This window comes from Nitrospirota bacterium, from assembly GCA_040757335.1.
GTDB lineage: Bacteria > Nitrospirota > Nitrospiria > 2-01-FULL-66-17 > 2-01-FULL-66-17 > JBFLXB01.
Genome location: JBFLXB010000032.1, coordinates 1 through 12,403, shown reverse-complemented (window position 1 = coordinate 12,403; position 12,403 = coordinate 1). Strand labels below are relative to the sequence as shown.

16 protein-coding genes are annotated in these 12,403 nt (G+C 62.6%); all 16 read right to left on the bottom strand.

The genetic code is table 11. The features are described 5' to 3' along the window. Window positions 1–8: 8 nt before the first annotated feature. Window positions 9–389: a hypothetical protein gene (locus AB1451_14410; protein MEW6684088.1), complete on the bottom strand. Its 381-nt coding sequence runs from the start codon at window positions 387–389 to the stop codon at window positions 9–11. Further along, complete coding sequence (locus AB1451_14405; GenBank protein ID MEW6684087.1) at window positions 386–994, bottom strand: hypothetical protein; 609 nt, start codon at window positions 992–994, stop codon at window positions 386–388. The genes AB1451_14410 and AB1451_14405 overlap by 4 nt, the downstream gene beginning before the upstream one ends. Continuing rightward, window positions 991–1,602 carry a PilN domain-containing protein gene (locus AB1451_14400; protein MEW6684086.1) on the bottom strand — a complete coding sequence of 204 codons (612 nt, stop codon included), beginning with the start codon at window positions 1,600–1,602 and terminating at the stop codon, window positions 991–993. Before AB1451_14400 ends, AB1451_14405 begins: the two co-directional genes overlap by 4 nt. Continuing rightward, the gene (gene pilM, locus AB1451_14395; protein ID MEW6684085.1) at window positions 1,599–2,633 is read right to left on the bottom strand and encodes a type IV pilus assembly protein PilM; all 1,035 of its coding nucleotides are present in this window, start codon (window positions 2,631–2,633) and stop codon (window positions 1,599–1,601) included. Before pilM ends, AB1451_14400 begins: the two co-directional genes overlap by 4 nt. Continuing rightward, on the bottom strand, window positions 2,630–2,896 hold the full coding sequence (locus AB1451_14390; protein MEW6684084.1) for a MerR family transcriptional regulator: 267 nt from the start codon (window positions 2,894–2,896) through the stop codon (window positions 2,630–2,632). Before AB1451_14390 ends, pilM begins: the two co-directional genes overlap by 4 nt. 90 nt (window positions 2,897–2,986) lie before the next feature. Continuing rightward, a complete protein-coding gene (locus tag AB1451_14385; protein ID MEW6684083.1) occupies window positions 2,987–4,588 on the bottom strand; it encodes a hypothetical protein in 1,602 nt (533 codons plus the stop codon). A 126-nt stretch (window positions 4,589–4,714) separates the two neighbouring features. After that, window positions 4,715–5,614, bottom strand: coding sequence for a hypothetical protein (locus AB1451_14380; protein ID MEW6684082.1), 900 nt, complete (start codon window positions 5,612–5,614; stop codon window positions 4,715–4,717). Then, window positions 5,614–6,168, bottom strand: a complete 555-nt coding sequence (locus tag AB1451_14375) for a prepilin-type N-terminal cleavage/methylation domain-containing protein (protein MEW6684081.1) — start codon at window positions 6,166–6,168, stop codon at window positions 5,614–5,616. Before AB1451_14375 ends, AB1451_14380 begins: the two co-directional genes overlap by 1 nt. Window positions 6,169–6,175: 7 nt before the next feature. Beyond that, window positions 6,176–6,601 carry a type II secretion system protein gene (locus AB1451_14370; GenBank protein ID MEW6684080.1) on the bottom strand — a complete coding sequence of 142 codons (426 nt, stop codon included), beginning with the start codon at window positions 6,599–6,601 and terminating at the stop codon, window positions 6,176–6,178. Further along, complete coding sequence (locus AB1451_14365) at window positions 6,598–7,137, bottom strand: GspH/FimT family pseudopilin (protein MEW6684079.1); 540 nt, start codon at window positions 7,135–7,137, stop codon at window positions 6,598–6,600. Before AB1451_14365 ends, AB1451_14370 begins: the two co-directional genes overlap by 4 nt. 170 nt (window positions 7,138–7,307) lie before the next feature. Next, entirely contained in the window at window positions 7,308–7,778 is a 471-nt protein-coding gene (locus AB1451_14360; GenBank protein ID MEW6684078.1) for a type II secretion system protein, read from the bottom strand. Between the two features lie 94 nt (window positions 7,779–7,872). After that, on the bottom strand, window positions 7,873–8,346 hold the full coding sequence (locus AB1451_14355; protein MEW6684077.1) for a type II secretion system protein: 474 nt from the start codon (window positions 8,344–8,346) through the stop codon (window positions 7,873–7,875). Between the two features lie 65 nt (window positions 8,347–8,411). Further along, complete coding sequence (locus tag AB1451_14350) at window positions 8,412–8,774, bottom strand: hypothetical protein (protein MEW6684076.1); 363 nt, start codon at window positions 8,772–8,774, stop codon at window positions 8,412–8,414. A 24-nt stretch (window positions 8,775–8,798) separates the two neighbouring features. Further along, window positions 8,799–9,986: a type II secretion system F family protein gene (locus AB1451_14345; GenBank protein MEW6684075.1), complete on the bottom strand. Its 1,188-nt coding sequence runs from the start codon at window positions 9,984–9,986 to the stop codon at window positions 8,799–8,801. Between the two features lie 189 nt (window positions 9,987–10,175). Beyond that, the gene (locus AB1451_14340; protein MEW6684074.1) at window positions 10,176–11,867 is read right to left on the bottom strand and encodes an ATPase, T2SS/T4P/T4SS family; all 1,692 of its coding nucleotides are present in this window, start codon (window positions 11,865–11,867) and stop codon (window positions 10,176–10,178) included. Window positions 11,868–12,107: 240 nt separating this feature from the next. After that, window positions 12,108–12,403: hypothetical protein (locus AB1451_14335; protein MEW6684073.1), on the bottom strand; the 296-nt coding region annotated here is incomplete at its 5' end.

Here is a 12,403-nt window from a genome sequence, read left to right as displayed (position 1 = left end):
CGTTCTCCTTAGCGCCCGTGCGTCGGCAAGCCCGAAATCGCCAGCCGACGGACGTGCAATCCGCGCCGCAACACCACGATGCGCGGGGTAATTTCCTCGACGAGCTCGGCGCCCACGCGATCTCCGATGCGGACGATGCGGTCATCGATGATCGCCACCATTCCTCCTGGTCCCGCGATGATCCCTTGTAACTCGGCCGGAGCCGTGGGCTCGTGCGCTTGCCCACCGGGCTCGTCAACCGCGCCCGGCGGGGCTCCGAAGGGGTCTTGGCCCCACACCGCCCCGTCCGCGGCCAGGACCGGCCGGGAACCGACCACCTCCGCTGCGAGCCCTGTCAAGGCAGCCAGACCGATGCTCATGACCAAAGTGCGGAGAAGCGGTTCCTTCATGGCACCCCGTCGTCCGCGTCCGCAGGGGCTACTCCCACCCTGCCCGGCGCACCCACGCTTCCGAATCCGTTCACCCGCACCGCCGTGTCCACGACGAACCTCGCGGAGACCGGCGGCACCCGCTCGGGGTTTCTCGCCAGTTGAAGATCCCGGATGCGGAGGGCCCACCTGGACCGTTCCAATTCATCCAAGTACGTTCCCAATATCCGAAGCGGGGCATTGACCTCGACCGCCACCGCCGTCCCCTCGCCCACGGACGGAACCGGCCGGACCGATAGGAACTGCACGTCGCCCCGCTCCTCGATCGCGGTGATCGCGCGCATCAACGCCGACGCGCGTGGATCGGGCGGCGCCGACTGAAGGCGCTCGGCTTCGGCCTGCACTGTTCGACGCTGCGCGGCGAGCTGATCGATCTGCACGGTCAACCCCGCCACCTCGACGTTGAGCGCGGCTCGTTCGACCTCAAGGGCCTTGGCGCGTTTGACCGTGGGCATGTCGAGCAACAGGCCCCCGAAGATGATGGCCCCGGCCAATGACGTCGCGCCGACCACGCGTTCCACCTTGGTCAGCCTCAGCGCAACGATGCGGCGAAACCCATCCGTCATGCGGCCCTGCCCGGCTGGCGCCCGTCGACCGACGCCCGTCGCAACGCGCACTGGATTTCAAATCCCACCCGCGCGATTCCCCGGCCCTGTTCCCGCTGCGTGTACATCACCACGGGATCGCGAAAGTGCGTGGACGTTTCGAGATTCACCAAGAGATCGGCCACCACGCCCTGCGAGACCGCCAAACCACGGATGCGAATCGGGATGTCCCCGTCCTGGGGTATGGAACCCGCCGATTGCGGCGCGCCCGTTTCCCCGCCCAGATCCGACAGCCACATCCCGTGCGGAACCACCAGCGTGAGCTCTCGGAACGCCTCCAGCCAGTTGATCTGCTCGGCCTGCGCCTGCTCTTGGATGCGGCGGGCGTTTTGCGCCTCCAGGTCCGCGATGACCTGGCGCGCGTGGTTCCCTTCGGTGGTCAACCGGTCCCGCACCGCCCTGAGCTCAGCTACTTGCGGGTCCAAGCGGGTCGCGGCCCGGACGTGGACGCCCCACACCAACAACGGGATCACCAACGCGGCCCCGGCCACCGAGAGCACGGTCCACGGCGAGGGCGGAGGTTCGGTCGCCAGCAGAAGGTCGGCGACCAGATTGATCCGCCGCGTCACGCCTGCCCTCCGATCGCCAGACCGACGCTGGCAATGAACCGAGGCGCAAGCGCCTCGAGGTCGAGGCGCACGCCGCGACAGTCCATCCCCTCGAACGGATTGAACCGGTCCACCTTGGTATCGACAAATCGCGCCACGTACTCGACAAAGCCCGGCATCAGCGACGTGCCTCCACCCAGCCAGAGCGCCTCCAGCGCACCGTCGTGCGATTGCGCGCGGTAATAGTCGATCGAACGCTGGATCTCGACAACCAATCGATCCACGTGGGGTCCCAGCACTTCGAGGGCCTTGGCCTTCCCGGAAAGGCCCTGCTCTCGCTTGATGGTCTCTGCTTCATTGGGGTCGGTCCCGAACGTTCGGACCAGAGCCTGCGTCAACATCTCGCCGCCGAGCGGCACGCTCCGCGAGAAACGCAACGTGCCGTGTTTGACGATGTTGATGTCCATGCGTCCGGCGCCGATATCCACGAACGCCACGCAGCCGGTTCCGGTCTGATCCCGGCCCAGGCGATGCGCAGCGTAATAGAACGCGCATGCGTTGATGTCCATCACCTTGACGCGAAGCCCGGCCTGTTGATACCGGCGGAACTCTTGCTCCACCGCTTCGCGCTCGGCCACCACCATGGTGACCGGCATGGTCCGGCCTTGGTCAGACTTCACCGACGGGCCGCGAAGATGGTCCACCACCAGGTCCTCAACCGCCTGCGACGCGGCTTTTTTGGCTTCCCACTGCAGCGCTTCTCGGAGCTCCCGTTTGGGAATGTCCGGCAAATCAAGATGGCGCACGATAGCAGGCCGGCTTTGCAGGCAGACCGCCACGTCTTCCCCATTGGCCCACCGACACTCGACCGCCGATTGCACGGCCTGCGGGCTGGGCCACTGGTCCCCCTCGTGCGCCTCGGGCGTCAACTCGCGTAACTCCGCCTGCACCACGGACCACCCGCTGCCGGTGCGCTGCAACTGGACGAGCTTGACCGCACTGCGCCCCAGATCGCAACCCACGATGGAGCGTCGACCGCGAAGAAACTTCACGCCGCCTCCCGCAAGGCGGCTCGGCGTGCCGCCGGTGCGTGCCCGAGTTCCTCGAGCGCTTTCTGGTGAGCGATCTTGTGCTTGAAGCCCTTTTTCAAGTACTTCCAGATCGCCGCGATCAGCTCCACATCGGCTTTGGAGTACTCGCGAGCTTCCAAATCCCCCATTGGGATTCTTGTGGGCGCCACGTAGCCCTTCTGTTCGAGGTAGTAGAGCTTGTGGCGCGGAATATCGACGTGCTTCAGCAGTTCGCTGGTCTTCACAAGGCCCTCGACTGATAAATCCGTTTTTCTACACCGCCGGCCAAGTCTAGCCCCCCCTAACCACCTGTCAAGAAAGGAACTTTGGGCACGTCACCGGAATTGTTCTTGCCAGATCAGTCCGTTGGCATCGTTGAGTCCACCGGTATTGAATGGATTCAGCGTGACCGAGGCGGGCACCGTAACGGCCGGAGCCCCGGTGGCGTCCGTGATCGTCACGTTAAACGTATACACAGTGGGAACGGTCGCGGTCGGTGTGCTGGAAAACGCGAGCCGGTACTCCCCTTGTCCCCCCACGTACAGGCGATCCGCAACCGTCTGGGCGGTAAACGTCACTGGGTCGGGACCCAAAGCGCTCCAGTTCTCAGAAGACGTCCCGACGCCTGTGTCAACGAGTGCATAGCTGTCCTCGCCTCCTCCAGCCCACACCCACCCTGCGGGAAGGTCAATGGCCACGTTGTTGGTCGCGGCGCAGCCGTTGTTCTGAAACGCCCAACTGATCTCCTCGTTGGTACTCGTGCCGTTGGTCTGGTTGGCGCTGATCGAGTACCCTCCGGCTTTTGTTACTAACGACGAGGACGTGGGTGTGGTATGAACCGGACTTCCGAGGACCACGCCGGTGCCGGTTGCGGACCCGTCGAAGGTGAAGGTCTGACCATTGGCGGCCGATGTAACGAGGTACACCCACGTGAACGTGTATGTCGCCGCCCCACTTGCCGGAACAGGTCCGTTCGGCGGAGTGGGATTTGGACCGGAGGTCAGGGTCAGCGGCGCTCCGGCGAGAGACACCGTGAGTGTGGGAGTGACGTTATCGATGGCATAGGGATATCGATTGGTGAGGACCATGTCGACCGTAAAACTTTGGCCGCTGTAGAGACACGCCGACGAAACGTTGATCGCTGCGGTGAACCGACCAATAGCAAGGGTGGGCGACGTGGCGAGGGCAGACGTGCCGCTCCCGGTATTGTTGCGGGCGTAGATGTTGGCAAAGTTGATCGTCCCGCTATCCGCAAGGCCTGTGGTGTACGTATACGTGATCGTGCCACTGGCCCCTGGAGCCAGGGTCAAGGGATTGGGGCTATTTACGGTCGATGTCCACCCGACCGTGGCTGTCCCAGTCAAAACTGAAGCTACTGGTGGGTCGGTCGGGCCTGACCTGATCGCGGTCATCGTAGCTGTCGAGCGATTCGTCACGCTCATGACCAGGCGAAAACTGCTACCAGCGCTTAGGGCAGTGATCGGAACACCGCTCGTATCCGTGATTTGGAGCGAGGTGATTTCGAGCGATCTGAGCGTCCAGCCGCCCTGGTTGCTGTCCGTATCGGACCCCAAGTTGGTAAACGGCGGTCCACCCACACTATTCGTATACCTGGCACGGATGTCCCGTAGGCGTTCAGTGGTATCCGCTGTGGTCTGCCGGAAGTTGAAGACGATCGGGAAATCCAGGTACGACCCTGTGATAATCGCATTGGCCCACGAGTTGGCGCGAAACGTCACCGACGTGGTGCTGAACGAGGTGCGCGTCCACCCCGCGGGCGCAGCAGTGGCTGCTGAAAACGTGCTGCTTGCACCTCCGCCACGCCTGCCTCCGCCCCCGACTCGGAATCGGACTTCGTAGATCCGCTCGCCGGTGTTTCCTCCCGTGTTCGCGTTGGTGATGCGGTAAGTCAGGGTTCCCGTGGAACCCATGGTCACCGGTGCATTCGGCGCTGGAGTCTGCGCTGCGACGAAGTTGCGAGCGGCCTCCGCGCAGCCCCCCCAAAGACCCAGCACTAGGACAACTACGCCACCCGATGTCAGCCATCGCCACATGTTCGCCCTCTACCGCTGAACCGTCTTCTGCACCACCCGAGTCGCAGAACCCAAAGGCGCACCACCGACCGCTCCTGTTGACGAGAGAAACGTTTGGTAGTCCGGCGTGACGCCGTCGACTAGCAGCGTGGTGACTGGATATCCGGGACCGTGGGGGGTACCGCTCGACTGAGAATTGACACACCGCACGATACCGGTCAGCGTAGTCACGCCTCCGGCCGTACTCGAACCCGTATACGTGATCTCTTCTGTTTCGACGACGATTGTTCCGGCGGCAAGAAACTTCGAGTGCGGGTTGATCTGGATGGTGGCCGCGGACGGTGTGGGAGTACAGGCGGCGGCCACGGGCGCCAGGTTCGCCGCGAGAGTCGTCACGGGGTAGACGCGCGTGCCACGAAGAAAGGTCCCCACAGCACCCCCGTTGACCCCTCCTATCGTGTCGTCTCGGGTCAGTCCCGTGAACGTGGTGGCGGTGGTCCCCGTATACCGGACGAACTCGGCGTTGGTCGTAATGTCGTCCCCAAGCTGAATGTAGCCAGTGCCGGGGAAGCGTGCTGTGGTGAAGACGGAGATGTCGAGTGACGCCGGCGTGACTCGCCGCCTCAACAGAGTGGCCGGCAGATTCGTGTTCACGGCAAACGTGCCCGCACCCAGCGCGGTCGCCGGCGTGACGATCGGGTCGGTTGCGCTGCGGTACCAATTCAGGTTTTGCGCCAGCGCCCGTTGGGTAAACTCGCTACCGCCTTCGGCCACATACAGGGCTTGCGTCGATTGCGTCTCCCCGAACGACGTCATGGTCTGAGTGCTCATCAGCGACACCACGGTCGTGCCCAAGAACGCCACGACTACCAACAGAAATATCGCGGCCACGAGCGATGCGCCCCGTTCGTCGTGGACCAACCCCGTCATTAGAAGTTCCTCGGATGAATCCGCACCCTAAAATCCTGGCTGTCGTTGGTTCCTCCAAACGTGAGGTCCACCTGGATCACCCACACTTGAGCGGCCGAGGCGGCCGGCGTGCCGTCCTGTTGGAAATACGAGAAGGCCAAGTTGGCCGTCGGTGCAGCCGCGAGCACAACCCCGTTACGCGTAATCGACCCACCCCCGGAGGTGTACGCGATCGCGTTCCCGGACGTGTCGATAAAATTGAGCGTGGCCGCGGTCATGGTGGGAATGTCTCCCGCGGTTCGGCTACGCACCAGACGGATATCGCGAACCATCCGCTCTACGGCCAAGCGTCCTTGGGTCGTTAGGGAAGCCTTGGTGTCCTCCGCTACGAACGCCTGGGTCCCACCCAGCAACAACGCCCCGATGATGCCCCCGATAATGCCAACGAGCACGATCGTCATGATCAGCTCGATCAGGGTGAAGCCGCGCTCGCCACGGCGAACGGAGGCGTTGGACAGAGAATCGATCAACAGCTTCCCGACGGTACCCAGTCGCCTTGAATGCCTCAGTGTCATGCACCGCCTACGGGTTCGTCACTAACGACACGGCCGACACGTCGCCCACCAGAGCATGATTGACTGTGACAGCTACCCGTTTGTAGGCCGTCGCCGCGGCGCAGGTCGACGTGTCATTGAGATTCGCGGCCGGCACGTAACAGACTGTCCGAGTGCACGTAAATCCTGCGGGCATGGGAAACGCGCTACAGCCGGAAACAATGGCCGCGAATCCGTTCGCACGCTTCGTGGCGATCACCTGCTCCAACTCCCCTTGGGCGAGGTCGATCGCCTGTTGCATGACCACAGGGTTCGGACTACCGCTCAGACTGCTGACAAACGGCAGGAGAACAGCGGTTCCGATAATCGCAATTACAAGAATGGTGATAGTGACTTCGATCAGCGTGAAACCGCGAACTCCGCTGTCTGGAGCGTTGGGCCTTCTCCGGCTCATGGAACTGTCACTCGCCCGGTTTGCGGCGTCACGGTAACGGTCTGGGTCGCCGAGCCTCCGGCGAGGGTGACGGTATTGGCCGCCGCCAGGAGTCCGAGATTGTCGTACGGCCTCCCCAAACTATCGAATTCTACAAACGAGCCCGAAAAGCCCACCGCAGAGATGGTGACTCCCGCATACGTGCCCGCATTCAGGGTCACGGATAGAGAATCGCCGCCATTGGGATCGCGGGCGAATTCGCCCGCTTCACCCCAGTTGGCGTCTCCGTCGGCGTTGTTAACCACGGCGTAACCCGCCGCTGGCGCTGGAGCCAGGTTGAAATACACCCGATACCGCTGACCGCTCGTCATGGCGAGAGATTGCGCATACGCGATGTCGGACTGGACCTTGCGTGCGGTAGCCGACATTCGCATACCCGTGGTGTCACCGATTGTGGGAATGACCGCGGCCGCAATAGTGACCAGGATCAGAATGATGAGAATTAGTTCGACGAGCGTAAAACCATCGCGCCGCCTCGAACAGAGCAGCCTCCCCACCAAGTCTGCGAGACGGTTCCATTCGGCAGTCAGCCGTGCGCGGGACCTTGTCGCGATGCCCGAGTGTCGGAGACGATATCGAGCACTTCGGACCATACGAGGGCGCTGCCCATGAGGCGACGTGGAGACAACCTCTCCACGTCGCCTCAGTGCGTCAGCAGACAGTCCGGCTAGGTCGCCGCCCCGCACGCCCCAGCCGCCCAAGCCGCGGGCGCGGTTCTCGTGAGCTGCGGGGTCGCTACAGGGTTGTAGGTCGCCGTAATAAAGCGCCCGTTACCCGCCGAGCCACTACAGACTTGGAACTGGCCGGCCGCAGGCGATCCGTACGCGCCCCTTGAGATTTCACTGCCCGTTACACCCACCGCATTGTAGACCGCTGTTTCAAAATCACCTGAGAAATCCGCAACGCCGTCGCAGGAGCCGGCACCGCTCGCCTGGGCCGGTAGACTCCGACAGAGCCCGACCGCGATCGCCAACTGGGATGCATGGGAACCAAAAGTCCCCTCCAGCGCGGCATCGCGCGACTGTGTGCTGAGGTCAACGTAGCCAAGCATAGCCACGGCGCCCAGGATGGCCAGAATCACCAGCACAACGACCAACTCAATCAGGGTGAATCCCTTTTCATTTCGACGCCGTGTCATTCTTAGCTCCTCCTCGTTCGTCTGGACTCACCAGACGCAGGAGGGAGGGGCGTACCCCCTCCCTCCTCGCGTCACGCTACCTAACCGATACGACTTACGAAGCCGTTGCGCAGGTCAATCCCCCGGCCCAGTTCGCGATAGCCGCCCTTACGAGCTGTGGAGTCGCTGCGGGGTTGTATGTGACCGTCGTAAACCGCCCGTTCCCTGTTGAACCCGAGCAGATATTGAATTGTCCCGCAGCAGGGGTCCCATACGCGCTTCTCGCAATTTCGCTGCCGGTGACACCGACTGCGTTGTAGACGGTGGTTTCGAAGTCGCCCGCAAAGTCGGTTGTGCCATTACAAGCACCGGTCCCGCTGGCTTGGGCCGGGAGGCTTCGACACAAACCGATGGCAATGGCCAGCTGAGAAGAATGTGATCCGAACGTCCCTTCGATGGCCGCGTCACGCGCCTGGGCGCTCAGATCGACGTATCCCAGCATTGCTACCGCACCCAAGATGCCCAGAATCACCAGCACGATCACTAACTCGATCAACGTGAAGCCCCTTTCACTCCGAATCAACCGCATCGTTCACTCCTTTCCGATTAGTGAATTGCCCTCCGGTGGCGAAGCGTTCTCCTGTGACGACTCCGCTACCACTCCCGATACCGGTGCGTTGTGGACCACACCCGACCCTTGACCGGGTCGTACTCAAACCGATGTCCAAATGGATCGAGCGGGAACCCCTCCACGTCCCGCTGTTCATGGGTGAGATACGTCCCGACATACAAGGGCCCCTGGGGCCCATCCACTACATATCCCCGGTCGAGCAACTCGCGCACGTCTCCGGGAAGACGACCCTCCCGGATGCGGAACAGCGTGACCGCGGTGCGCACATTCGCGAGCGTCATCTGAAGCGCCGACTCCCTGGCCGCTCGCAGCAGCGGCGGGAAATACAGGAAGATTCCCGCAGCAAGCAGCCCGGCGAGGGTAACCACCAGCGCCGCATCGAACACCCGTCCCGAGAATCGGTCGATGTGTCACCCCCCGCCGCCCCGATACACGTTGATCAGATTCCACCACGGCATCATCACGGCCAACGCCAGGAACAGCACCACCCCACCGATGACTGTCAGCAGAATGGGCTCGATGGACGTGGCCAATGTCCGCAGCGAGTAGTCGACCTCTCGATCGTAGTACTCGGACACTTTCATCAACATTGGTTCGAGCTGACCAGTTTCTTCTCCAATAGCCACCATCTGGAGTACGCCGGCCGGAAAGAGCCTGGCGCCTTTCATCGGCTGGACGAGACCCTTTCCCTGCCGGGCGCCATCCTGGATCATGTCGATCGCCCGAGCGATGGCCACGTTGTTGACGGTTTTCGACACGATCTCCAAGGCCTGAAGCGCGGGCAATCCACAGCGGTTGAGCGTGCCGAACACACGAGCAAACTTGGAGAGTGCCGACTTGAGAAAGATCGGCCCAAAGATCGGCAGCTTGAGTTTGAAGGCATCCCACACCGGACGGCCGGTTTCCGATCGGACGTAATACAACACGCCGACGGACACGGCGACGATCGCGGCTAGCATTACGAGCCCGTAGGACTGGACGGTGTGGCTGATGCCAATCATGATGCGGGTGGGAAGCGGCAACGTCGCGTTGAACTGTGAGTAAAGTGCGGTGAAGCGGGGCATGACAAACCCTGCAATCACTCCAAACGCTATCACTAGCGCTAGGATCACGATCTTGGGATAACGCGTTGCGGATTTGATTCGTGCGCGGACTTCGGCATCATGTTCGGCCAATGACGCCAAGCGGTTAAGCATCTCATCCAGAGTTCCGGATTCTTCCCCCGCCCGCACCATGCTGACGTAGAGCGTTTCGAACACCGCGGGGTGTTTGGCGAGTGAGTCCGAGAATCGCATGCCGCCTTCCACATCACGTCGGACCTGAGTGAGGATGTTTTTGAGCCGGGGGTTGGGCGTCTGCTCGATCAGCGCGTCGAACACCGCCACGAACGACAGACCCGCGTCGATCAGCGTGGCCATCTGCCTGGTCAGGATGATCTTGTCCTGTGGCGTGACTTGGGTGAGCGATTCTTCGAGATTTTTGATCGCCTCTCGCCAGTCCCACCCCCTCGCCTCTTCGATGCGGACCGGGAGGTACCCGATCTGGCTGAGGTGGGTCGCAACGGCGTCGCGGCCCGATGAGTCGAGGACTCCGGTCATCATACTCCCCGACTTATCACGGGCTTTGTAGCGATATAGAGCCATCGGCGGGTGCGCTCTGCAAGGGACGTGCTATGGATCGTCCTTCCAGATTCCTCTGATCGATTTGAAGAAAAAGAGGTTTTTGATCGAGCGTGTACACACGTCGCGCCGACTGAGAAGTGTGCTCCATAGATCTGCCGGAAATTGTCACTCGCCATCCGCTTCCTGCGTGACGCGGTAGACCTCTTCGAGCGTGGTGATCCCGGCCGCAGCTTTGGCCAATCCAGCCTGCCGCAACGGCACGAACCCTCCTTGCAACGCCGTGTTCTTGAGTAGCGTGGCGGGCGCGCGATTGATGACCAGATCGCGCAACGCGTCGGTCACGGTCAACAATTCGAAAATGCCGATACGGCCGCTGTACCCGGTGTTGCGGCAACCCGAGCAACCCGCCCCCTTGGCCGGCGACAACGTCCCGCTTTCCGGGGTGATCCCGGCGAACGCGTCGGCCGGCACCACGGTGGGCTTGCGGCAGGTGGGACAAATTTTGCGGACCAACCGTTGGGCCACCACGCCGATCAACGACGACGCGATCAAGTAGGGTTCCACCCCGATGTCGATCAACCGCGCCACGGCGCTGGGCGCGTCGTTCGTGTGCAACGTGGAGAAGACGAGGTGGCCGGTCAGCGCGGCCTGGATCGCGATGGTGGCGGTCTCGCGGTCGCGGATTTCGCCGATCATGATCACGTCCGGGTCCTGACGCAGGATGGACCGCAGACCGTTGGCAAACGTGACCCCGGCCTTGGCGTTGACCTGGACTTGATTCACAACCTTCAACTGGTATTCGACCGGGTCTTCGATCGTCACGATGTTGCGGGCGATGGTGTTGATCGTGTTCAATGCCGCGCACAGCGTGGTGGTTTTCCCGCTCCCGGTGGGGCCAGTGACCAGAAAGAGCCCGTAGGGTCTGGCCACCAGGCGCTTCACGACTTCGAACGCACCCGGGGCGAAGCCCAGATCCGGAAGCTTGACGATGCCTTGGCGCTTGTCCAGGATCCGGAGCACCACCTTTTCGCCATAGATCGTGGGCAACGTGGACACGCGGAGATCGATATCGCGCTCGCCCACTTTCATTTGGATGCGGCCGTCCTGCGGCACGCGTCGTTCCGAGATATCCAGATCCGCCATGATCTTGACGCGCGAGAGCACCCCGCCCTGCAGGCCCTTGGGCGCCGTGGTCACCTCCACGAGCACGCCGTCCACGCGGTGACGCACCCGCAACACGTCCGCGTCGGGCTCGATATGGATGTCGCTCGCGCCTTCATGGACCGCTTGTGTGATGACGGTGGTGACGAACTTGACGACCGGCGTATCCTCGGCCAGCCGTTCGGCCTCGGCCGTGGACGGCTCTTCCACCTCCAGCGGCTCCAAGTTCTTGACCGCCTCCTGGATGGTCGACGTCATGCCGTATTGGCGTTCGATCGCGCGCATCACGTCCTGCTCGGTCGCCACCACCGGCTGGATCTCCAGCCCCGTGGCGCGCCCGACGTCGTCCAGGGCGACCACGTTGAGGGGATCGACCATTGCGAGGGTCAGCACTCTTCCCTTCTTGTAAAGCGGGATCGCCTGGTGGCGCCGCGCCATCAATTCCGGGACGAGCTTGACCACGTCGGAGTCGATGATGACGGTGGACAGGACCTGGTGCGGAATTCCGGTTTGGCGTCCCAGAGTTTTGATGATGCCTTCCTCGGTCACGAACCCGAGGCTCTTCAAGATCGCACCGATGCGACCGCCGTGCCGACGTTGCTCCTCGAGGGCAGTTTCAAGCTGCTCCTGCGTGAGCAACCCCTCGGCGATCAGCATTTCGCCGATCTTCTTACGCTTTTGTTGAGGCTGTGCCATCAACGTGAGCCGCTTCCTGCGCGTAACGCGGTTCAATGTAGCAGAGGTCCGAAAATGCGCAAGGCAAGGCGGCCCGGCCCGCACCGCCAAGAGGCACAGGCCACCAGCAGGCGTACCCCCCATCCCGCCTTCCCCCGCAAGGGGGGGAAGGGGAAGGAACATTCACCATCAGAAACCGGGGGAGTCAGTTGTTGTCCCCCCTTTGAAAAAGGGGGGTAGGGGGGATTTACTGCGGAGCGCTTACGAGCCGCTCAGGGCAACGGTCAGTTCGAGCTGGGTGTCGGTGTGGTGGAGCACGATGTACGCCGGAGTCAGATCTTTGAGCACCACGCCGCCGACCAAGGGGTCGCCGCGTCCGACCGTGAACGTCTCGGTTCCGCGCGACACGAACGCCTGGTCCCGCCCGCCGCGACTCAAGAACACCCGATACTTGTTCTGCGCCAGCTCTGCCCGCGCGCGTTGGGCCGCTAATTCGGCTTCGGTCGGTGGAGGCGGAGGTGGTGGAGGCGGGGGCGGCGGAGGAGGAGGCGGCGGGG

What these genes read in the sequence shown, in the direction of transcription:
- AB1451_14410 (MEW6684088.1), bottom strand. Translation starts at nt 389, where the DNA reads ATGAAGGAACCGCTTCTCCGCACTTTGGTCATGAGCATCGGTCTGGCT.
- AB1451_14405 (MEW6684087.1), bottom strand. Translation starts at nt 994, where the DNA reads ATGACGGATGGGTTTCGCCGCATCGTTGCGCTGAGGCTGACCAAGGTG.
- AB1451_14380 (MEW6684082.1), bottom strand. Translation starts at nt 5,614, where the DNA reads ATGACGGGGTTGGTCCACGACGAACGGGGCGCATCGCTCGTGGCCGCG.
- AB1451_14375 (MEW6684081.1), bottom strand. Translation starts at nt 6,168, where the DNA reads ATGACACTGAGGCATTCAAGGCGACTGGGTACCGTCGGGAAGCTGTTG.
- AB1451_14370 (MEW6684080.1), bottom strand. Translation starts at nt 6,601, where the DNA reads ATGAGCCGGAGAAGGCCCAACGCTCCAGACAGCGGAGTTCGCGGTTTC.
- AB1451_14360 (MEW6684078.1), bottom strand. Translation starts at nt 7,778, where the DNA reads ATGACACGGCGTCGAAATGAAAAGGGATTCACCCTGATTGAGTTGGTC.
- AB1451_14355 (MEW6684077.1), bottom strand. Translation starts at nt 8,346, where the DNA reads ATGCGGTTGATTCGGAGTGAAAGGGGCTTCACGTTGATCGAGTTAGTG.
- AB1451_14345 (MEW6684075.1), bottom strand. Translation starts at nt 9,986, where the DNA reads ATGACCGGAGTCCTCGACTCATCGGGCCGCGACGCCGTTGCGACCCAC.
- AB1451_14340 (MEW6684074.1), bottom strand. Translation starts at nt 11,867, where the DNA reads ATGGCACAGCCTCAACAAAAGCGTAAGAAGATCGGCGAAATGCTGATC.